19 protein-coding genes are annotated in these 21,005 nt (G+C 69.1%); 9 read left to right on the top strand and 10 right to left on the bottom strand.

Features of this window, described 5'->3' with window-relative positions:
- Positions 1-91 precede the first annotated feature (91 nt).
- From P3G67_RS17330 to trxA, 7 genes are all read left to right on the top strand, one after another.
- Positions 92-2,416 (top strand): DUF6049 family protein, encoded by a 2,325-nt coding sequence (locus tag P3G67_RS17330; protein ID WP_276094273.1) that lies wholly within the window; start codon positions 92-94, stop codon positions 2,414-2,416.
- 43 nt (positions 2,417-2,459) lie between these two features.
- Positions 2,460-4,640 carry a murein biosynthesis integral membrane protein MurJ gene (murJ, locus tag P3G67_RS17325; protein WP_276094272.1) on the top strand — a complete coding sequence of 727 codons (2,181 nt, stop codon included), beginning with the start codon at positions 2,460-2,462 and terminating at the stop codon, positions 4,638-4,640.
- 148 nt (positions 4,641-4,788) lie between these two features.
- Positions 4,789-6,513, top strand: a complete 1,725-nt coding sequence (locus P3G67_RS17320; protein WP_276094271.1) for a protein kinase family protein — start codon at positions 4,789-4,791, stop codon at positions 6,511-6,513.
- An 8-nt stretch (positions 6,514-6,521) separates the two neighbouring features.
- Positions 6,522-7,217 (top strand): RNA polymerase sigma factor SigM, encoded by a 696-nt coding sequence (gene sigM, locus P3G67_RS17315; protein WP_276094270.1) that lies wholly within the window; start codon positions 6,522-6,524, stop codon positions 7,215-7,217.
- A complete protein-coding gene (locus P3G67_RS17310; RefSeq protein WP_276094269.1) occupies positions 7,214-8,098 on the top strand; it encodes an anti-sigma factor family protein in 885 nt (294 codons plus the stop codon). Before sigM ends, P3G67_RS17310 begins: the two co-directional genes overlap by 4 nt.
- 171 nt (positions 8,099-8,269) lie before the next feature.
- Positions 8,270-9,247 (top strand): thioredoxin-disulfide reductase, encoded by a 978-nt coding sequence (gene trxB, locus P3G67_RS17305; RefSeq protein WP_276094268.1) that lies wholly within the window; start codon positions 8,270-8,272, stop codon positions 9,245-9,247.
- Between the two features lie 50 nt (positions 9,248-9,297).
- A complete protein-coding gene (gene trxA, locus P3G67_RS17300; protein ID WP_269855402.1) occupies positions 9,298-9,621 on the top strand; it encodes a thioredoxin in 324 nt (107 codons plus the stop codon).
- A 72-nt stretch (positions 9,622-9,693) separates the two neighbouring features.
- Here the strand turns inward: trxA and P3G67_RS17295 are convergent, their stop codons facing one another.
- The 10 genes from P3G67_RS17295 to rpmH form a co-directional block, all read right to left on the bottom strand.
- Positions 9,694-10,311, bottom strand: coding sequence for a GNAT family N-acetyltransferase (locus tag P3G67_RS17295; RefSeq protein ID WP_276094267.1), 618 nt, complete (start codon positions 10,309-10,311; stop codon positions 9,694-9,696).
- A 4-nt stretch (positions 10,312-10,315) separates the two neighbouring features.
- The gene (locus P3G67_RS17290) at positions 10,316-10,564 is read right to left on the bottom strand and encodes a hypothetical protein (protein WP_276094266.1); all 249 of its coding nucleotides are present in this window, start codon (positions 10,562-10,564) and stop codon (positions 10,316-10,318) included.
- A 136-nt stretch (positions 10,565-10,700) separates the two neighbouring features.
- Positions 10,701-11,828, bottom strand: coding sequence for a ParB/RepB/Spo0J family partition protein (locus P3G67_RS17285; protein WP_276094265.1), 1,128 nt, complete (start codon positions 11,826-11,828; stop codon positions 10,701-10,703).
- On the bottom strand, positions 11,825-12,916 hold the full coding sequence (locus P3G67_RS17280) for a ParA family protein (RefSeq protein WP_269855398.1): 1,092 nt from the start codon (positions 12,914-12,916) through the stop codon (positions 11,825-11,827). Before P3G67_RS17280 ends, P3G67_RS17285 begins: the two co-directional genes overlap by 4 nt.
- Positions 12,917-13,152: 236 nt before the next feature.
- On the bottom strand, positions 13,153-13,884 hold the full coding sequence (gene rsmG, locus P3G67_RS17275) for a 16S rRNA (guanine(527)-N(7))-methyltransferase RsmG (protein WP_269855397.1): 732 nt from the start codon (positions 13,882-13,884) through the stop codon (positions 13,153-13,155).
- Between the two features lie 140 nt (positions 13,885-14,024).
- On the bottom strand, positions 14,025-14,534 hold the full coding sequence (locus P3G67_RS17270; RefSeq protein ID WP_269855396.1) for a Jag family protein: 510 nt from the start codon (positions 14,532-14,534) through the stop codon (positions 14,025-14,027).
- A gap of 54 nt (positions 14,535-14,588) precedes the next feature.
- The gene (gene yidC / locus P3G67_RS17265; protein WP_269855395.1) at positions 14,589-15,698 is read right to left on the bottom strand and encodes a membrane protein insertase YidC; all 1,110 of its coding nucleotides are present in this window, start codon (positions 15,696-15,698) and stop codon (positions 14,589-14,591) included.
- Positions 15,699-15,701: 3 nt separating this feature from the next.
- Positions 15,702-16,031, bottom strand: a complete 330-nt coding sequence (yidD, locus tag P3G67_RS17260; protein ID WP_276094264.1) for a membrane protein insertion efficiency factor YidD — start codon at positions 16,029-16,031, stop codon at positions 15,702-15,704.
- On the bottom strand, positions 16,028-16,405 hold the full coding sequence (gene rnpA / locus P3G67_RS17255) for a ribonuclease P protein component (RefSeq protein WP_269855393.1): 378 nt from the start codon (positions 16,403-16,405) through the stop codon (positions 16,028-16,030). Before rnpA ends, yidD begins: the two co-directional genes overlap by 4 nt.
- A gap of 16 nt (positions 16,406-16,421) precedes the next feature.
- Entirely contained in the window at positions 16,422-16,559 is a 138-nt protein-coding gene (gene rpmH, locus P3G67_RS17250; protein WP_003975051.1) for a 50S ribosomal protein L34, read from the bottom strand.
- Positions 16,560-17,041: 482 nt separating this feature from the next.
- Between rpmH and dnaA the strand changes: the two genes are divergently transcribed.
- Together dnaA and dnaN are read left to right on the top strand one after the other, a co-directional pair.
- Positions 17,042-18,823, top strand: a complete 1,782-nt coding sequence (gene dnaA, locus P3G67_RS17245; RefSeq protein ID WP_276094263.1) for a chromosomal replication initiator protein DnaA — start codon at positions 17,042-17,044, stop codon at positions 18,821-18,823.
- Between the two features lie 813 nt (positions 18,824-19,636).
- Positions 19,637-20,767, top strand: a complete 1,131-nt coding sequence (dnaN, locus tag P3G67_RS17240; RefSeq protein ID WP_269855391.1) for a DNA polymerase III subunit beta — start codon at positions 19,637-19,639, stop codon at positions 20,765-20,767.
- Positions 20,768-21,005 lie beyond the last annotated feature (238 nt).

Raw genomic sequence — 21,005 nt, 5'->3', positions numbered from 1 at the left:
TGGAGAGCACTCCACGGCACTTACCCTCAGCGGCCATCGTTACCATGCCAGGACGCAATCCGATGGCGACGAGAGACGGACGGACGACCGCGTGGGCGAGGCGGCACGGCACCCCGGAACCACCCCTGCTCGTTCCTGGCTGCGACGCGCCGCGACGCTCGTCGGTGTCGCCCTGCTGACCGGGCTCGTCCAGGTCCCCACCGCGACCAGCGCGCACGCCGACACGGGCAGCGGCTCCAGCACCGCGGAAGTGGACGTGGACTCGCTCACCCCCACCGCGCCGGCCAAGAACGACACGCTCACCATCAGCGGCACGGTCACCAACGACGGCGACGACACCATCTCCAACGCCCACGTCGGCCTACGCCTCGCCGGTGGCGGCCCGCTGACCAGCCGCAGCGCCATAAGCAACACCGCGGCCAACGGCGGCTTCTCCACCGTGGACGGCAACGAGATCCCCGGCCATACCGCCAACCTGCCGGACATCCCGCCGCATATCAGCCTCCCCTTCACCCTCGATGTACCGGTCAGCGCGCTGGGTCTGGGCAACGACGGGGTCTACCAACTCGGGGTGACCGCGTCCGGCACCACCAAGGACGCCGCTTACCAGCATGTCCTCGGGATCAAGCGGACGTTCCTGCCCTGGTACTCCCAAAGCGGCGGGGAGAAGACCAGGACCACCTTCCTGTGGCCGCTGATCGACCGCCCGCACATGGACATCCGAACCTCGGGCGACGACCAGCAGTCGCCGCTGTTCCGCGACGACGACCTCACAGCGGAGCTCGCCCCGGGCGGCCGACTCGAACAGATGGTGTCGCTCGCCAAGGGCCTGCCGGTGACCTGGGTGATCGATCCGGACCTGCTGGCCACCGTGGACGCCATGACCAAGCCGTACAAGGTCCTCGGCCCGGACGGAGACCCAAAGCAGGCCACGCCGGGCGCCGGCACCGAGTACGCCAAGCAGTGGCTCAACGAGCTCCAGCAGGCGATCCAGGGCGACGAGGTGGTCGCCCTGCCGTTCGGCGACCCGGACATCGCCTCCATCGCCCACCACGGCAAGGACGTGTCCGGGACCCTCGGCCATCTGAAGGACGCCACCGACCTGGCCGCCGTGACCGTGCAGACGGTCCTCGGAGTCACTCCGCGCACCGACTTCGCCTGGCCCGCGGACGGCGCCATCGACCCGTCCATCGTCGGCGTGGCCACGGCGGGCGGCGCCGACAAGATCATCGCCCGCAGCGACAGCCTGCGGGAGACCGGAGCGCTGAGCTACACCCCGTCCGCCGCCCGGCCCATCGGCGGCGGCACCACGGCGGTCGTCGCGGACAGCTCGCTGTCCAAGGCGTTCATGGGCGATCTGACACGGGCCGACGCCGAGACACTGGCCGTACAGAAATTCCTGGCCCAGTCCCTGATGATCAACGAGCAGGCGCCGGGACAGCAACGGAACATCGTGGTCGCGCCGCAGCGGATGCCCACCACCAGCCAGGCGCAGGCCATGGCCGCCGCGATCGCCGCCGCCCGCTCAGGCGGCTGGACCGATCCGGCCACCCTCAGTGCCGCCGCCAAGGCCACCCCCGACCCGGGAGCCAACGAGTCGGTGCCCAGCGCCGACGCCTATCCGGCCTCGCTGCGGCGGCAGGAGCTGACCACCGACGCCTTCCAGGAGATCCAGTCCGTCCAGGACTCGCTCGACAGCTTCCTGGTGATCCTCTCCCGCAAGGACCGTGTCACCACCCCGTTCGGAACCGCCGTCCTGCGCTCGATGTCCACCCAGTGGCGCGGTGACACGGACAACGCGGCGCACTTCCGGGGCGACGTCGCCGCGTATCTGAGCGGCCTCACCCAGGACGTACACATCATCGACAAGAAGTCGATCACTCTTTCCGGGCGCAGCGCGACGATCCCGGTGACCGTGCAGAACAGCCTCGCCCAGCAGATCACCGGGTTGCAGCTGCGGCTGACCTCCAGCCAGAACAACCGCCTCGACGTGGGCCAACCGCAGGCCGTGACCGTCGACGGGGGTCACAACCGCTCGCTGAAGTTCCGGACCACCGCCAGCGCCAACGGCAAGACCTGGGTGGCCGCCCAGTTGTTCACCGCGGACGGCACGCCCTATGGCCAGCCCATGGTCTTCCAGGTGAACGTCACCTCCATCACCGACACCGTGATGCTGGTGATCGCCGGTGGACTGCTGCTGCTCGTCCTGGCCGGAATCCGCATGTACCGGCAGCGCAAGCGCCGGGCACTGCTGGCGGCCGACAACACGGCCGACGAGCCGCAGGAACCGGATGAGGGCCACGGGCAGGCCGCCGAAGGCGGCGACAGGGTCCCTGAGCAGCCGGGTGACCCGGCCGCTGACACCGCGGCGGAAAGCCCGGGGGACCGGGCAGCGGGTGAGAAGGTGGACCGATAGCCAGGGGCAGGGCCTGGGCCGCAAACCTTAAGGTGGGGCAGTGATGAACGCGCCGTACGACGAGGAGCGTGACCGGGCGTCGTCGTACGACGACGCGACGGCCGCGAGCCCGCCGCCTCCGCCCGAGCACCGCTCCGGTTCCAGCCCTTACCCACCGGAGTCGTACGCCCACAACCCGTACGCCCAGCAGGCACCGGCACCCGAGGCCCGCTACGACCGGCCCGCGCCGCCCCCGGCGCCGTCCGTTGCACAGCCGTACCCGCCGCAGGGCTACCAGCAGCCCGCCGCCGACCCCCGGCAGTGGGCGCCGCAGCCTCCCCGCCAGCCGGAGGCCCCCGCGCCGTACGGCGACGGCCAGCCGAACCCGTACGCGGGCGCGAACCCGTACGCCGCCCCCAGTGGCGCGGTGCAGCAGCAGCCGGACCAGGACCCGTACGCGCACTTCTTCCGTGACCAGCAGCCCGCCGCCACCCAACAGCAGCCGGTGTTCACCGGCGTCCCCGCCGAACCGGCGCCGGAAGCCGCCGTGGCCACGGATCCGCAGCCCGAGGCCACCGCGGAGCCCGCCGAGGCCGCCCGCTCCGGGGGCCGGGCGAGCAGCCTGCTCAAGTCCAGCGCGGTGATGGCCGCGGGAACGCTGGTCTCCCGGGTCACGGGCTTCCTGCGCACCCTGGTCATCGGTGGCGCCATCGGCGTATCGACGCTGAACGACAGCTACCAGGTCGCCAACACCCTGCCGACGATGATCTACATCCTGGTCGGCGGCGGCGCACTCAACGCGGTGTTCATTCCGCAGTTGGTGCGGGCGATGAAGAACGACGAGGACGGTGGCGAGGCCTACGCCAACCGGCTGCTGACCCTCGTAGTGGTGGGCCTGGCGGCCGTCACCACGGTCATGGTGCTCGGCGCGCCCGTGCTGGTGCGGCTGATGTCGGACAAGATCGCTTCCGACCCGGTGACGATGAGCGTCGCCGTGTCCTTCACCCGCTACTGCCTGCCGACCATGTTCTTCATGGGCGTGCACGTCGTCCTCGGACAGATCCTCAACGCCCGCGGCCGTTTCGGCGCGATGATGTGGACCCCCGTCCTGAACAACATCGTCGTCATCGCCACCTTCGGCGCCTTCATCTGGGTCTACGGCACCGCCCGCACCTCCGGCGTGGATGCCGCCTCGATCTCCCCCGAGGGCGTGCGGTTGCTGGGCATCGGCACCCTGCTGGGTCTCATGGTCCAGGCACTGGCCATGATCCCGTACCTGCGCGAGTCCGGCCTGCGCATCCGGCCGCGCTTCGACTGGCGTGGGCACGGCCTGGGCCACGCCGCCAAGCTCGCCAAGTGGACCTTCCTGTTCGTGCTGGCCAACCAGGCGGGCATGGTGGTCGTCACCCAGCTCGCCACCTGGGCGGGCGCGGTCGCCGACAAGCAGGGACACCCCGGTACCGGTATCACGGCCTACAACTACGCGCTGCTGCTGTGGCAGATGCCGCAGGCGATCATCACGGTCTCGGTGATGACCGCGGTGCTGCCGCGCATCTCCCGCGCCGCGGCCGACGGTGACGCTTCCGCGGTGCGCGACGACCTGTCGTACGGACTGCGGACCTCGGCCGTCGCGATCGTCCCGTGCGCCTTCGCCTTCCTGGCGCTCGGCGTTCCGATGGCCACCATGATGTACTCCAGCTCCGGCGAGGCCGGCGCCCGCAACATCGGCTACGTCCTGATGGCGTTCGGCCTCGGACTGATCCCGTACTCGGTGCAGTACGTCGTGCTGCGCGGCTTCTACGCCTACGAGGACACCCGAACCCCCTTCTACAACACGGTGATCGTCGCGACGGTCAACGCGGCGGCCTCCGGGCTCTGCTTCCTCACGCTGCCCGCCCGCTGGGCCGTCGTCGGCATGGCCGCCTCCTACGGCCTCGCCTACGTGGTCGGCGTGGGTGTCGCCGTGAAGCGGCTGGGCAAGCGTCTTGGCGGTGACCTGGACGGAGCGCACGTCGTCCGTACCTACGCCCGGCTGATCGGCGCCAGCCTGCCGGCGGCGCTGCTCGGTGGGGCCGCGGCCTACTGGATCAGCAAGTTGCTCGGCAGCGGTTTCCTCGGTTCGCTCGCCGCACTGGTGGGCGGCGGCATCATTCTGCTAGGGGTCTTCTATGGAGCAGCACGCCGGATGCGCATCGAGGAATTGACAGCGATGGTGGGTATGGTGCGCGGTCGTCTGGGTCGTTGACGTGACGCCAGCGGGCAACCATCGCCCGCCACCGTGTGTCGTGCATAGCGGCGGACTGCGGGCACAATTGTCCTTGGCTTTGATACGGACGGCTTCGGTATAGACGCTGTGCACGACGCGTCCAACGGATGGGGAGGCAGGAACGACGGTGGCGGAGCGGAGCACGGCTGCCGTCGACGTGGCCAACGAGAGCGGCCAAGCGCCGCTCGCCGCCGGCGCGGGCGGGGTCACGGGCGACGGGGCGACGGCCCAGAGCGAAACGCAGGACGCTGAGCGGAAGACTTCGGAGGAGACCGCGCCGACCCCACCGCACCCCGAACCACCGGAGTTGCACAGCGGTCACAGACTCGCCCGGCGCTACCGCCTGGAAGAGTGCGTCACCCGCGTTGACGGCTTCAGCAGTTGGCGTGCCGTCGACGAGAAGCTCCGCCGCGCGGTGGGCGTCCACCTGCTGCCCGCCGATCACCCCCGTGCCCGTACCGTGCTGTCAGCCGCCCGCTCCGCCGCGCTACTGGGGGACCCGCGCTTCGTTCAGGTCCTTGACGCCGTCGAGGAGAACGAACTCGTCTACGTCGTCCACGAATGGCTGCCTGACGCAACGGAGTTGGGCCCGCTCCTCGCCTCCGGTCCGCTGGAGCCGTACGAGGCGTACCAACTCGTCAGCCAGGTCTCCCAGGCCATGGCGGCGGCCCACCGCGAAGGCCTTTCCCATCTTCGCCTCAACCCCGGCTCAGTGCTGCGCTCCGAGTCCGGGCAGTACCGCATCCGGGGACTGGCGGTTGACGCGGCGCTGCGCGGAATCGAGTCGGAGCGCCCCAAGCGCACCGACACCGAGGCGATCGGCGCCCTGCTGTACTCGGCGCTGACCGGCCGCTGGCCGTACCCGGAGGACGCCCACGGGCTCAAGGGCCTGCCCAAGGACCTCGGCCTGGCCTCCCCCGACCAGGTACGGGCGGGTGTGCACCGCGGTCTGTCCGGGCTGGCCATGCGCGCCCTGATCAACGACGGTGCCCATCCGTCACGCCACGAGCAGCCGCTCACCACCCCGGAGGAGCTCGCCAAGGCCGTCGCCGCGCTGCCCAGGATCCGGCCGCCGGAGCCGCAGGCACCAACGTTCCCGCAGACCGCCTACCGTCAGCCCCCGGCGCGTCCCGGCCAGCCGGGCCCCACTCGTCAGGTCCCGGTGCCCCCGCCGCCTCCGGCGCTGTCCGGCCGTGCGGGCAAGGCGTTCAAGTGGAGCGTCGCCGCACTGCTCATCGCCGCGCTGGGCCTTGGCAGTTGGCAGGTGGCGGACACCTTGATGAACCAGGGCGGTCAGTCGGGGTCCACCCAGCAGCAGCAACAACAGCAGAAGGGGAGCACGAGCACCGGCACGCAACACGGCACGCCCAAGCCGCTGGCCATCCAGAACGCCAAGGAGTACGCGCCGGACGGGAGCCCGCAGCACCCTGATCAGGTCAACGACACCTACGGCAAGGGCGGGTCAAAGTACTGGATCACCAAAACCTTCGACGAGGGCCCCGTGCTGGCCCCCTACAAGCAGGGCGTCGGAATCGTCTACGACCTCGGTTCGGCGCAGAAGGTCAGCGGCGGCACCATCACGTTCCGCTACAGCGGTTCTTACACGGCGGTCTCGCTGTACGCGGCGGACTCGCTCTCGCCGTCGACGCAGCCCTCGGGCATGCACCAGCTCGCCTCGACGCAGACCGACAGCAGCACGGCCCAACTCTCCGTCAAGAACCCAGCGTCGACACGGTATGTCCTCGTCTGGATCACCGCGGTGCCGAAATCCCCTGAGGACCCTGCCACTTACAGTCAAGCGGGCTACAAGCAGGCCATAACGAACGTGTCGTTCACCGGCTTGTCGTCGTAGGAGGAGGCATGGCGTTGGGCCAGGGATCGCAGGGAGAGGCCACTGACCTGGATCTCCTCTCCCGCCATGTCGCGGGCGATCCCGACGCCTTCGCCGAGTTGGTGCGGCGCCACCGCGACCGTCTGTGGGCGGTCGCGGTGCGTACCCTGGGCGACCCCGAGGAGGCCGCGGACGCGGTGCAGGACGCCCTGGTGTCGGCCTTCCGTTCGGCGCACACGTTCCGCGGGCAGTCGGCCGTCACCACCTGGCTGCACCGCATCACCGTGAACGCCTGCCTCGACCGGGCCCGCAAGGCCGCCTCCCGGCGCACCGCGCCGCTCGCTGACACCGAGCAGTTGGAGACACTGGTCGAGCCCCACGAGTCCGCCGAGGTTCCGGCCGAGCGCGGGGAACTCCATCGCGAACTGATCCATGCCCTCGCCACACTCCCGCCGGACCAGCGCGCCGCCCTGGTCCTGGTGGACATGCAGGGTTATCCGGTCGCCGAGGCGGCGAAGGTTCTCGACGTACCGCCCGGCACGGTCAAAAGCAGATGTGCCCGGGGCCGTGCCCGCCTGCTTCCACTGCTCACCCACCTGCGTACGACGCACGGGAGTAGCGCGAGTTCCGGCAGGGGAAGGAACCGGACGGAGGCGACATCCGTCCCAGAGACGTCAGTGAAAGATCCGAAGGACGCCGTGAAGGGCGGAGGTGGTCAGCAGTGACATCCACGGCCAGCACGGACGAACATCCCGAGGTCTCCGAGATCTCCGCATTCGCCGAGGGCATCCTTCCGCCCGAGCGCACGGCCGCCCTCCGCGGCCACCTCGCGGACTGCGTCGTCTGCACCGATGTACGGGACTCCCTGGACGAGATCCGCAACCTGCTCGGCAGCCTTCCCGGGCCGTCCCGAATGCCGGCCGATGTCGCGGAGCGCATCGACGCCGCACTCGCCGCTGAGGCGCTGATCAACGCAACCGCGCCCGATTCGACGTCCACCGACGTGTCCAAGCCGGCACGGGCGGCCTCGGCTGCGAATTCGACCCGTGTTTCACGTGAAACAGCGCCCTCGATCCAACGCCCCGCTGCGCATGCGCACGCTGCCACCGGACCGGGCCGGGCCCGGCCGCGCCGGCGCCGGGGCCGCACGCTGCTGGCCGCCGCGAGCGCTGCCGCTGTACTCGCCCTCGGTGGGCTCCTCGTAAGCTCACTCGGGTCGTCCCACAGCGGCCAATCCACGGGACCGGCCACCACCGGCGCCCAGCAGCCGGGCATGTTCTCCGGCGCGGCGCTGCCCACGAAGGTCCATGAGCTGCTCAACCACGCCGGTGCCGCCTCGCCGAAGTCCGGCGGTCATGCGGAGGAGACGCCGTTCGCCACCCAGGCCGCGCCCGCACCGTCCTGCGTGCTGAGGGGCACCGGCCGGGCCGGGACACCGCTGGCCCTCTCCCGTGGGACGTATGACGGACACGCCGCGTATCTGATCGTGCTGCCGCATCCGGCCGACCCCGCCCGGGTAGACGCCTTTGTCGTCGACGCGTCGTGTGACAGCACGGGTTCCGCCACGCCGGGCCACGTCCTGACTCAGCAGACGTACAACCGCTGAGCCGCCGGAAGCGTCCCGCGCGCCTTCAGCGTGTGAACCGTCACCGTGTGAACTGACGGAGAGCGGCGACGGTCGGGCTCCCCGGGAATGCCCGCATCGTAGGATCCGTTAGGCGGGGTGAAGCCTCCGCAAGGGTTCCCACAGCAGTCGGCAGAGACGAGGAAGACAGCCGTGAGCGATGTCCGCAACGTGATCATCATCGGGTCCGGGCCGGCGGGCTACACCGCGGCCCTCTACACTGCCCGGGCCTCCTTGAAGCCACTGGTCTTCGAGGGCTCCGTCACCGCTGGCGGCGCGCTGATGAACACCACCGACGTGGAGAACTTCCCCGGCTTCCCCCAGGGCATCATGGGCCCGGACCTGATGGACAACATGCGGGCCCAGGCCGAGCGCTTCGGCGCCGAGCTGGTAGCGGACGACGTGACGGCGGTGGACCTCACTGGCGAGATCAAGACCGTCACCGACTCGGCGGGCAACGTACACCGCGCCAGGGCGGTCATCGTGAGCACGGGTTCGCAGCACCGCAAGCTGAACCTGCCCTCCGAGGACGAGCTGTCCGGCCGTGGCGTGTCGTGGTGTGCCACATGTGACGGCTTCTTCTTCAAGGACCAGGACATCGCCGTGATCGGTGGCGGTGACACCGCGATGGAGGAGGCGACCTTCCTCTCCCGGTTCGCCAAGTCCGTCACCGTCGTGCACCGTCGTGACACCCTGCGGGCCTCCAAGGCGATGCAGGAGCGGGCGTTCGCCGACCCGAAGGTCTCGTTCGTCTGGGACAGCGAGGTCGCCGAACTCCACGGCGACGGCAAGCTCTCCGGTCTCACCCTGCGCAACGTGAGGACCGGTGAGACTTCCGAGCTGCCGGTGACCGGCCTGTTCATCGCGATCGGCCATGACCCGCGTACCGAACTGTTCAAGGGGCAGTTGGAGCTGGACGGCGAGGGCTACCTCAAGGTCGACTCGCCCAGCACCCGCACCAACCTCACTGGTGTGTTCGCGGCCGGTGACGTGGTCGACCACACCTACCGTCAGGCGATCACCGCGGCCGGTACCGGTTGTGCCGCCGCACTGGACGCCGAGCGGTACCTGGCCGCCTTGAATGACGCCGAGAAGTCCGCAGAGCCGGAGAAGTCGGCTGCTGCCATCTGATCCGCTTCACTTGACCCACCCCGCACACAGCAACACTGAGGAGAAAAGCCGTGGCTCTCAAGTCCGTAACCGACGCCTCTTTCGACGAGGACGTCATCAAGAGCGACAAGCCCGTACTGGTCGACTTCTGGGCTGAGTGGTGCGGTCCGTGCCGCCAGGTCGCTCCCTCGCTGGAGGCGATCGCCGCGGAGCACGGCGACAAGCTGGAAATCGTCAAGCTCAACATCGACGAGAACCCCGCCACCGCCGCCAAGTACGGCGTGATGTCGATCCCGACGATGAACGTCTACAAGGGCGGTGAGGTCGTCAAGACGATCGTCGGCGCCAAGCCGAAGGCCGCGCTCGAGCGCGACCTGGACGCGTTCATCGGCTGATCTCGGCCCAGCGTATGGATGAGGGGGCGCCCATCGGGCGCCCCCTCATCCATGTTTCACGTGAAACCGCGCTTACAACGGCCGGAGGGCTGGTTCCTTCTGGACGGCGCCGAGCAGCCGGTCGATGGCCATCTCGACATCTTCCTTCCAGGAGATGGTGGTCCGTAGGTCCAGGCGCAGCCGCGGGTACCGCGGATGGGGCCGGACCGTCTTGAAACCCACCGCCGTGAGATGGTCCGCGGGCAGCATGCAGCACGGCTCCTCCCACTTCGCGTCACCGAAGGCCTCGATCGCCTTGAACCCGCGCCGCACCAGGTCCTTGGCCACCGTCTGTACCAGCACCCTGCCGAGCCCCTGTCCCTGGTACCCGGGCAGCACCCGCGAGGTCATCAACTGCACGGCGTCAGGGGAGACCGGACTGGTGGGAAACGCCAGGGACCGCGGCACATAGGCGGGCGGGGCATAGAGCACGAACCCTGCCGGCACTTCGTCCACGTAGGCGACCCTGCCGCAGGAGCCCCACTCCAGCAGCACGGCCGAGATCCACGCTTCCTTCTCCAACTCCGGCTTGCCCGCCTGCGCCGCCGCCTCACCGCTCACCGGGTCGAGTTCCCAGAACACACAGGAGCGGCAACGCTTGGGCAGATCCGGAAGGTTGTCCAACGTAAGCGGTACGAGCCGACGCCCCATGGCCTCAGGCCCTCATCTCTAGCGGACGGTCGGTCGGCCCCGCCGTTGTGAGGAGCCGCGCCCCTGTCCGGCGGCTGGACAGAGCGTCCTCGACGGGGTGGAGGGCGGCTGCCGCAAGCGCCGCGTCCAGCGCCTCGCGTTCCTTGAGCAGGCTGCCGACGAAGCCGCCGACCGCCCCCAGACCCAACCCAGTGGCCACCAGCGCGGCCTTGCGCCAGCCGTGTCCCAGCAGAGTGCGGCTCACCGATCGCATGGGCTTCCCTTCACCGTGGAGCGCCATACCCACCCGCATCGTAACCGGGTCGCGACCTGCCCGATACCGAGGGCCCATAAAGGGCGGGTCGCGTTCCACGAACGCGACCCGCCCTGTCAGTCCCGGAATGCTCAGCTCACTCCGAGTCGTCCTGCTCGGACTCGGCGGCCAGGCCCTGCTCAAGCACCCGGCCCTCGCCCGGGGCGATCTCCCCGAGGATGCGCTCCAGATCCTCTATCGAGGCGAACTCAACGACGATCTTTCCCTTGCGCTGTCCCAGGTCGACCTTCACCCGGGTCTCGAAGCGGTCCGACAGCCGGGACGCGAGATCGGTGAGGGCGGGGGACAGCCGCCTACCGGCCCGAGGCCCCTTGGGCTTCTTGGCGGAGCTGGACTCGGCGCCCATCAGGGCCACGATCTCCTCGACCGAGCGTACCGACAGCCCCTCGGCAACGATCCGCTGAGCCAGCCGGTCCTGCTCCTGGACGTCGTCCAGCGCGAGCAGCGCACGTGCGTGTCCTGCCGACAGAACTCCCGCCGCTACTCGTCGTTGGACAGGCGGGGACAGCTTCAGCAGCCTCAGGGTGTTGGAGACTTGGGACCGGGAGCGCCCGATGCGGTCGGCCAGTTCCTCATGGGTGCAGCTGAAGTCCTGAAGCAACTGGTCGTAGGCGGCGGCCTCTTCCAGTGGATTGAGCTGTGCCCGGTGCAGGTTCTCCAGCAGGGCGTCCAGTAGCAGCTTCTCGTCCTCGGTGGCGCGGACGATGGCGGGGATGCGCTCAAGGCCCGCCTCACGGCAGGCCCGCCAACGGCGCTCACCCATGATCAGCTCATGGTGCCCAGGGCTGGTCTGGCGCACCACGACCGGCTGGAGCAGGCCGACTTCCTTGATGGAGGTGACCAGTTCGGCCAGTGCGTCCTCGTCGAAGACCTCACGGGGCTGCCGCGGGTTCGGGGAGATCGAGTCGATGGGCAGCTCGGCGAAGTGCGCTCCGGCCACCTCGGCGGGTGCGGCCTCGGTGGCAGCGGCCTCGGTTTCACGTGAAACGGGAAGGTCGGTCACCGGTGACGCTTCGCGCGTACCCCGGTCCACCAGCCCGGCGACCTTGGCCGCCGCGACCCCGCGCTCCGGCGTGAGCACGGGCACCGCGGACGGTGAGGTGACCGCCGTTCCCACGGCGGGACCGGACTTGTCGGACCCCGTTGGCGCAGCAGGAATCAGCGCACCGAGCCCCCGCCCCAACCCTCTGCGTCGCTCGCTCACTTGATCCCCTCCGACATGCTGTGCTGGTCGTACTCATTGTCCTGGCGCGCCATGTGCGCGTGCTGTCCGTCATACTCGGCGCCTCTGCCGACACCGCGGAGCGCCATTTCCCGGGCGGCCTCAAGGTAGGAGAGCGCCCCGCTGGAGCCCGGGTCGTAGGTGAGGACCGTCTGTCCGTAGCTGGGTGCCTCGGAGATGCGCACCGAACGCGGAATGCTGGTACGCAGCACCTCCTTGCCGAAGTGGCTGCGTACCTCCTCGGCGACCTGCGCGGCGAGTCTGGTGCGTCCGTCGTACATGGTCAACAGGATGGTCGACACATGCAGCTTGGGATTGAGATGGCCGCGGACCAGGTCCACGTTCCGCAGCAACTGCCCAAGGCCCTCCAGGGCGTAGTACTCGCACTGGATGGGGATCAGCACCTCGGCGCCGGCGACCAAGGCGTTGACCGTCAGGAGACCCAGCGAGGGCGGACAGTCGATGAGGATGTAGTCCAACGGCTGCTCATAGGACTCGATGGCGCGCTGGAGACGGCTCTCCCGGGCCACGAGCGAGACCAGTTCGATCTCGGCACCGGCCAGGTCGATGGTGGCGGGCGCACAGAACAGCCCCTCGACATCCGGGACCGGCTGCACCACCTCGGCGAGCGGCCGGCCTTCCACCAGAACGTCGTAGATCGAGGGGACTTCGGCGTGGTGGTCGATGCCCAGCGCTGTGGAGGCATTGCCCTGCGGGTCCAGGTCGACGACCAGAACCCGTCCGCCGTGCAGGGCGAGTGACGCGGCGAGGTTGACCGTTGTCGTGGTTTTGCCGACCCCGCCCTTCTGGTTGGCGACCACGATCACTCTGGTCTGTTCCGGCCGGGGAAGCCCCTCACCAGCCCTTCCCAGTGCCTCTACCGCCAGTTGGGCGGCCCGGCCGATCGGGGTGTCGTCCATGGGAGGCAGCGTTTCACGTGAAACACCCTCCCCTGTCGGTTCACTACGGGGGCCGGGGACCGGGTCGGTCATCGGTCCCGCGGTATTGGCGTCGGACCGCAAGGATTCACTCTCCTCGGCTGCAGGCTCGCGATGCACAGAGCCTGCCATGCTTTCCGGGTCGTGAACCAGTGAGGCCCGTTCTCCTGTGGATGAATCTGTGGATGAGTCCACCGCAGGGTGGGGCTTCCGTGTGCGCGCCTCGGCCGCCGCGCGGCCACGGCTGAGGATTCCTGGCAGCAGTGAGCGACGTTTCACGTGAAACACGATGCACAGAAGGATGTCCGTTTAGTTCACGACACTCCGATATATGTAGTTTTGGCCGTTTGTATGGAGCACAGAGGCCGTCAGCGACGCCGCCGACCGCCATTCCCCGGGCGGTTCGCCCGAGCCGCCTTGGCCCGACGAGTCGCGGCGCGCACTCCACCCGGACTCTCGCCGACCAGCACCCGGACCACGGTGGACGGCGGATCCATCAATCCCACACCCGCCTGGACCACGGACGTCTCCACCGCGCCGAGTTTGCTGAGCGCCGCACGCGCGGCCTTCAGCTCCTCCTCCGCGGTGTCGCCCTTGATCGCGAGCATCTCGCCGTGCGGCCGCAGCAGCGGAATCCCCCAGCCCGCGAGCCGGTCCAGCGGTGCCACCGCTCGAGCGGTGACCACGTCCACCGGCGGAAGGTGGCCGATCATCTCCTCGGCCCGGCCACGTACCACCGAGACGTTGTCCAGCCCCAGCAGCATCACGACCTCCTCCAGGAAGGTCGTCCGCCGCAGCAGGGGCTCCAGCAGCGTGATCCGCAGGTCCGGCCGCGCCAGCGCCAGCGGAATGCCAGGCAGCCCGGCGCCCGAGCCCACGTCGCACACCGAGACCCCCTGCGGGACCACGTCGGAGAGCACAGCGCAGTTCAGCAGATGCCGCTCCCACAGCCGAGGAACCTCACGCGGGCCGATCAGACCTCGGCGCACCCCGGCGTCGGCGAGCAGTTCTGCGTACCGCACGGCATCAGCGAACCGGTCGCCGAAAATCGTGTGCGCTTGCTGGGGCGCGGGGGGAAGCTCGGCGGCTGCCTCCGTCACGGGGCCGTCCCTTCAGTTCCACGGTGCCCGTACCGCGGCGCGGTCAGGGCCCGACTAGCAGACTGACAAGTGTCGGCCCCGCCTGCGCCCGGGCGCCCCCGGGCCCCCAGGCGGGGCCGTCCAACATGGTGCGTACAGCGTCAGGCCGGGAGGACGACCACTCGACGCTGGGGCTCCTCACCCTCAGACTCACTGCGCAGCCCCGCCGCCGCCACCGCGTCGTGCACGACCTTGCGCTCGAACGGCGTCATCGGCCGCAGCTTGACCGGCTCACCGGTGCCCTTGGCCTCCTCCGCCGCCTTGGCGCCCAGCTCGGTCAGCTCGGCGCGCCTGCGGGCCCGGAAGCCACCGATGTCCAGCATCAGGCGGCTGCGGTCACCGGTCTCCCGGTGCACCGCCAGACGGGTCAGCTCCTGCAGCGCCTCCAGCACCTCGCCGTCCCGGCCGACCAGCTTCTGCAGGTCACGGCTGGCCGAGTCGCCGACGATCGAGACGGCGGCCCGGTCGCCCTCGACATCCATGTCGATGTCGCCGTCGAGATCGGCGATGTCCAGCAGGCCCTCGAGGTAATCGGCGGCGATCTCCCCTTCCTGCTCAAGGCGGGTCAGGGCGTCCTCGCCCTCGACGACGGGGGTGTTGCCTTCCGTCACGGATGGACTCCTATCCATTTGCGCTGCGCTCGCTGGGCGCGGATTCTTCCGGCGCTACTTCTTCGAAGGGTGCTTGGACCGCTGCTGGCCCTTGCGCTGCCCGCCCTTGGGCTGTCCCTTGGGCTGCCCCGCTGAGCCAGCGGACGGCTTGGCGTCCTCCGGCTCCTTGTCCAGCTTGGGCGCGGCATCGGACCCCGTGTCGTCCTTCGCCGAGCCGACGGCCGCGGCCTGGCCGGAGCCGGACTGCCGCTGGGCCTTGGTCTGCCGCTTGGGCTGCTGGCGCTTGACCGGCTGACCGCCCTCGGTGGTCCGGGCGGCGGCCTTCGGCTCCTCGACGAGCTTGCCCTTGGCCCGCAGACGCTCCTGGCGCTCCTTGAAGGCGAGGCTGCCCGGAGTCGGGTTGCGGCGGATGACGAACATCTGCTGACCCATGGTCCACACGTTGGTGGTCAGCCAGTAGACCAGGACACCGACGGGGAAGTTGATGCCGAAGACGGCGAACATCACCGGGAAGACGTACATCAGCATCTTCTGCTGCTGCATGAACGGCGTCTTGGCCGTCATGTCGACGTTCTTCGTCATCAGCTGGCGCTGCGTGTAGAACTGCGACGCCGACATCAGGACGATCATGACGATCGTGACGATCCGCACATCGGTCGGGGAGGCGCCCAGGGAGATGACCTTGCTGGCGCTGTCGGTGAACTTCACCGACAGCGGCGCGCCGAAGATGTGCGCGTGCCGGGCGCTGTTCAGCAGCTCCGCGTGGATGACGCCGACCTGGTGGCCACTGGCGATGTTGTGCAGCACGCCGTACAGCGCCATGAAGAACGGCGACTGAGCGATGATGGGCAAGCAGCTGGAGAGCGGGTTGGTGCCCGACTCCTTGTACAGCTTCATCATCTCTTCGGACTGACGCTGCTTGTCGTGCTTGTAGCGCTCCTGGATCGCCTTCATCTTCGGCTGGAGCACCTGCATGTTCCGCGTCGCCTTGATCTGCTTGACGAACAGCGGGATCAGGCAGATCCGGATCAGGACCACCAGCGAGACGATGGACAGGCCCCACGCCCAACCGCTGTCAGGGTTGAAGATCAGGCTGTAGAACGAGTGGAACTGAACGATGATCCACGAAACAGCGGTATAGAGGGGACTCAGGATCGTTCCCACAGATCAGGCTCCTTGGGCAGTGGGCTGGGTCTCGGTCGCCCTGTTGGCTTCAACGGCGGGGTGCCCGCCGGCGGATTTCCGTAGCGCCTCGCGCAGTCGAGCGTGCCACGGTGGTCGCTTGCGCGGCGGAACATGGTCCACACCGCCCAGGGACCACGGGTTGCAGCGCAGGACGCGCCACGCGGTCAGGGCCGTGCCCTTGACCGCGCCGTGCACGGCAATGGCCTCGTACCCGTAGTGGGAACAGGAGGGGTAGTACTTGCAGACCGGCCCTAGCAGCGGGCTGATCGTCCACTGGTACAGCTTGATGAGCCACATCAACGGATATTTCATCGCGCGCCCCTCCCCCCCAGTAGCCGCCGCAATGCGGCGTCCAGGTCGCGGGCCAGGAGAGAGTGATCCGCGGCGCCGGCGCCGGGCAATGCCCGTACAACCACCAGGCTACCTGGGGGCAGCTCGGACAACCGTTCGCGAACCAGGTGCCGCAGTCGGCGCTTCACCCGGTTCCGCTCGACGGCTCCGCCCACGGCCTTGCTCACGACGAAACCCGCACGCGCCGGGGGAGCACTCCCCCCCGTAGCGTGCGGGTCCGTGATGTCACTGTCTCGCAGGTGCACGACGAGTAGTGGGCGTCCGGCTCGGCGCCCTCGCCGTACCGCTGTCGCGAAGTCCTGGCGCCGCCTCAGCCGGTTTTCGGTGGGCAGCACGGCATGACCCGTGCGATCAGGCGGACAGGCGCGCGCGGCCCTTGCTGCGGCGCGTCGCGAGGATGGCGCGCCCGGCACGGGTGCGCATGCGCAGCCGGAAGCCGTGGGTCTTCGCGCGACGACGGTTGTTCGGCTGGAAGGTGCGCTTGCTCACTCGGGGACTCCAGGAATGCTTGGTGTCTCGTCCGCTTCGTCCGAGACGTGTGTGGGGCGTCGCTTGGCTGTCACCGTGCGCCCACGAAGCTCTCGCGATACGCCTTTAGGTGTACCGCTTACCAGTCACCTGAAGTGATCTGTGCCCTTCGTAAGGCAGGCGGCAGCAGCCATCGACAACTCGACCTGGTTACGGTACGCGCGGCTGAGCCATCCGGTCAAACCGGCTGCCCCCGGGACGACGCGCCGACCCCGACCCACTGAAGCAGGCCCCGCTGACGCATGGCACATTTGTACACACCCTGTGGACAACGACTTGAACCACAGACGGGGCGCTGACTACCGTGGCTGGACTCAGGAACCTCCGCCGAACCAACCCGACATACTTCCCGCACTTCCCGAGAACCACACCTTCGTGGGACACGTCGGCGCCCTCTCAATTCCACCGAGCGAGCCCACCCACCGAGCGAGAGAGCGTGCACTGTGGCTGATGTAACTGCCGATCTAGCCGCAGTATGGCCCCGGGTGCTCGAACAGCTCCTCGCCGAGGGCCAAGGCGTCGAGGCCAAGGACCAGCGGTGGCTCAAGGTGTGCCAGGCGCTGGCGCTGGTGGCCGACACCGCGCTGCTGGCCGCGCCCAACGAGTACGCCAAGGGCGTGCTGGAGGGCCGCCTGCTGCCGTTGATCACCGAGGGCCTCAGCCGCGAGTTCGGCCGCCCGATCCGCATCGCCATCACCGTGGACGCCAGCACCGACTCGGCGGCCCCGCAGACCCCGCCCGCCCCGGCACCGCCCCTTCCGCAGGCACCCGCCGCCCCGTACGGCGAGCAGCGCGGGCAGTGGGACGAGTACGGCCGCCCGGGCGGCGACGGCCCGGTCATCCGCCGCGCCTACCCCGACTACCCCACCGGCCGCGACACCACCGGCGGCTGGCCGCGCCCCGCCGCCCCGAGCGCCCCGGACGCGTACGGCCACGCCCAGAACCACGCGCGGCCCCAGGACGACGGCCACTCCGGCGCCGAGAGCTGGCAGCGGCACGGCGGCTTCGCCGAGCGCGACCCGTACCCCCCGGTCCCGCAGCGAGACTACGGACAGCAGCAGCCCGGCTACCAGCAGCGCCAGCCCACCGAGCGGCACGGCGGCGGCCGCCCGCAGGATCCGCTGCCGGCGCCGCCCAGCGGTGCCCCCGGACCGCTGGCCGCCCAGCCCGCGCCCGCGACCGGCCCCGGTGAGCCGACGGCCCGGCTGAACCCGAAGTATCTCTTCGACACCTTCGTCATCGGCGCCTCCAACCGCTTCGCGCACGCCGCGGCGGTCGCGGTCGCCGAGGCCCCGGCGAAGGCGTACAACCCGCTGTTCATCTACGGCGAGTCCGGCCTGGGCAAGACCCACCTGCTGCACGCGATCGGGCACTACGCCCGCAGCCTCTACCCGGGCACCCGGGTGCGGTACGTCAGCTCGGAGGAGTTCACCAACGAGTTCATCAACTCCATCCGGGACGGCAAGGGCGACGCGTTCCGCAAGCGCTATCGCGAGATGGACATCCTGCTGGTCGACGACATCCAGTTCCTGGCGAGCAAGGAGTCGACGCAGGAGGAGTTCTTCCACACCTTCAACACGCTGCACAACGCCAACAAGCAGATCGTGCTGTCCTCGGACCGGCCGCCCAAGCAGCTGGTGACCCTGGAGGACCGGCTGCGCAACCGCTTCGAGTGGGGACTGATCACCGACGTCCAGCCACCCGAGCTGGAGACGCGCATCGCGATCCTGCGCAAGAAGGCGGTTCAGGAGCAACTCAACGCCCCGCCGGAGGTCCTGGAGTTCATCGCCTCCCGGATCTCGCGCAACATCCGCGAGTTGGAGGGCGCGCTGATCCGGGTGACGGCGTTCGCCAGTCTCAACCGGCAGCCGGTGGACCTCCAGTTGACCGAGATCGTCCTCAAGGACCTGATCCCGGGCGGGGAGGACGTGGTTCCGGAGATCACCGGGAACGCCATCATGGCGGAGACGGCCGCCTACTTCGGGCTGACCGTCGAGGACCTGTGCGGCTCGTCCCGCAGCCGGGTCCTGGTCACCGCGCGGCAGATCGCCATGTACCTGTGCAGGGAGCTGACCGACCTGTCGCTGCCGAAGATCGGCGCGCTGTTCGGCGGTCGCGACCACACGACGGTGATGCACGCGGACCGCAAGATCCGGGCGCTGATGGCCGAGCGGCGGTCCATTTTCAACCAGGTGACGGAGCTGACCAACCGCATCAAGTCCTGAGTACGCAGCGCGGATTCACCGTCGGCGCCCTGGAAGTTCACTTCCAGGGCGCTTCTTGTTGTTCGAATCCTTGGCTCGGTGTGGCAGTACTCCACAGGTTCCGCCGGATTTGGCTGTCCACAGGCTGGGGAGTACGAAGTTGTCCCAACTGCCTCCACAGGCAAGCCCGTCGAAGCGCCATCCTCCCAGGTCAGCGGCGTGTGGAATTGTGGCTAACCGCCTTCCACAGGTTGTGGACAACGCCCTCTTCCACAACGGCCGTTGGCGGTTGTCCACTGCTCGCCCACAGGCTGTGGCCAGTTATGAACAGCTTCCACCGGCTTCTCCACACCTCTGTCCACTGTTCGGCAAGGAAACGGGGACAGTCGCCGGATGGAGTGAAAGGCGTCACACCAAGTCCACTGGTTGGGCTGGGGAGAACGTGGGTATTCCTGGGGACGAGACTGGGGAGAACCAGGGCCTGTCTGTGCATCGCGTGTGCACAACTTCCGGCCGTCCACAGAGACGGCTGGTTGTCCACCGGCTCCGTCCCCAGCCCCGGTGGACAAAAAATCCGCCCTGACCTGCGCTGGAACCGGTTATCCACGGTATCCACACCCCCTATTACTACGACCACGTAGAGATACCGGGGAAGCAAGATCGAAGCGGGGCCTGTGCACAACTTCGCCGAGGAGCGCTCGACACCGGGAAGCTCGGCTTGACCCCAAGCCGCACCTGTTGTCGGTGGCGTGCGTCAGACTGTTCTCCGGCAGATGGCCATGAGACGAGAGACGGCCAGGCACAGACGGCCAGCAACAGCAGGAGGCGGTTCCGGTGAAGTTCCGGGTGGAACGCGACGTACTCGCGGAGGCAGTGGCCTGGGCGGCCCGCAGTCTCCCGGCCCGCCCACCGGCGCCCGTGCTCGCCGGTCTGCTGCTGAAGGCCGAGGACGGGCAGCTGAGCCTGTCGGCCTTCGACTACGAAGTCTCGGCGCGGGTCTCGGTCGAGGCGGAGATCGACGAGGAGGGCACCGTCCTGGTGTCCGGTCGGCTGCTCGCCGACATCTCGCGCGCACTTCCCAACAGGCCTGTGGAAATCTCCACCGACGGGGTGCGGGTGACCGTCGTGTGCGGCAGCTCGCGATTCACACTCCACACCCTGCCTGTGGAGGAGTACCCGGCACTGCCCGCGATGCCGTCCGCCTCCGGCACCGTGCCCGGCGAGGTCTTCGCCGCCGCCGTCTCCCAGGTCGCCATCGCGGCCGGACGCGATGACACGCTGCCGGTGCTGACCGGTGTGCGGATCGAGATCGAGGGGGACACGGTCACCCTCGCCGCCACCGACCGCTACCGCTTCGCGGTCCGCGAGTTCCTGTGGAAGCCGGAGACCCCGGACCTGTCCGCGGTCGCCCTGGTCCCCGCCAAGACCCTGCTGGACACCGCGAAGGCGCTGACCAGCGGCGACACCGTGGCGCTGGCGCTGGCCGGCTCCGGTGCCGGGGAGGGCCTGATCGGCTTCGAGGGCGCTGGACGGCGCACCACCACCCGGCTGCTGGAAGGCGACCTGCCCAAGTACCGCACGCTGTTCCCGACCGAGTTCGCGTCGGTAGCGGTCATCGAGACCGCCCCGTTCGTCGAGGCGGTCAAGCGCGTCGCGCTGGTGGCCGAGCGGAACACGCCGATCCGGCTGAGCTTCACCGACAGCGTGCTGACGCTGGAGGCGGGCTCAAGCGACGACGCACAGGCTGTGGAGCGGGTGGACGCGCAGCTGGAGGGCGAGGACATCTCGATCGCCTTCAACCCGACCTTCCTGCTGGACGGCCTGAGCGCGATCGACTCCCCGGTCGCCCAGCTGTCGTTCACCACGTCCACCAAGCCCGCCCTGCTCAGCGGCAAGCCCGCGGTCGACGCGGAAGCGGTGGAGTCGTACAAGTACCTGATCATGCCGGTGCGTCTGTCGGGCTGAGCCCACGGGCGCGTTTGCGGCCAAGTGTCGGTGGCGCGCGTCCGGGCCGGCTGGGCATCGGATGCGTGCCACCCAGCAGACCGACGGCCCCCGCCATCGTGTTCGCTCGCCGTCGCGGCGGACTCCTCGTCGCTGTCACCACGGCGGCGAGCCGCCCGACGGCGCTCCTACCGAGCCAACCGCCCACAGGCCGTCTCAAAGCTCCCACTCTGGGAAGCAGCAGAAGTGGCGAACGCCA

This window comes from Streptomyces silvisoli (genome assembly GCF_029269905.1).
Classification (GTDB): Bacteria; Actinomycetota; Actinomycetes; order Streptomycetales; family Streptomycetaceae; genus Streptantibioticus_A; species Streptantibioticus_A silvisoli_A.
Note: the sequence above shows the minus strand (reverse complement) of the source record. Positions and strands in the feature narration are given on the sequence as shown.

What these genes read in the sequence shown, in the direction of transcription:
- yidD (WP_276094264.1), bottom strand. Translation starts at nt 16,031, where the DNA reads ATGAAATATCCGTTGATGTGGCTCATCAAGCTGTACCAGTGGACGATC.
- P3G67_RS17280 (WP_269855398.1), bottom strand. Translation starts at nt 12,916, where the DNA reads ATGGCAGGCTCTGTGCATCGCGAGCCTGCAGCCGAGGAGAGTGAATCC.
- P3G67_RS17295 (WP_276094267.1), bottom strand. Translation starts at nt 10,311, where the DNA reads ATGGGGCGTCGGCTCGTACCGCTTACGTTGGACAACCTTCCGGATCTG.
- murJ (WP_276094272.1), top strand. Translation starts at nt 2,460, where the DNA reads ATGAACGCGCCGTACGACGAGGAGCGTGACCGGGCGTCGTCGTACGAC.
- sigM (WP_276094270.1), top strand. Translation starts at nt 6,522, where the DNA reads ATGGCGTTGGGCCAGGGATCGCAGGGAGAGGCCACTGACCTGGATCTC.
- P3G67_RS17290 (WP_276094266.1), bottom strand. Translation starts at nt 10,564, where the DNA reads ATGCGATCGGTGAGCCGCACTCTGCTGGGACACGGCTGGCGCAAGGCC.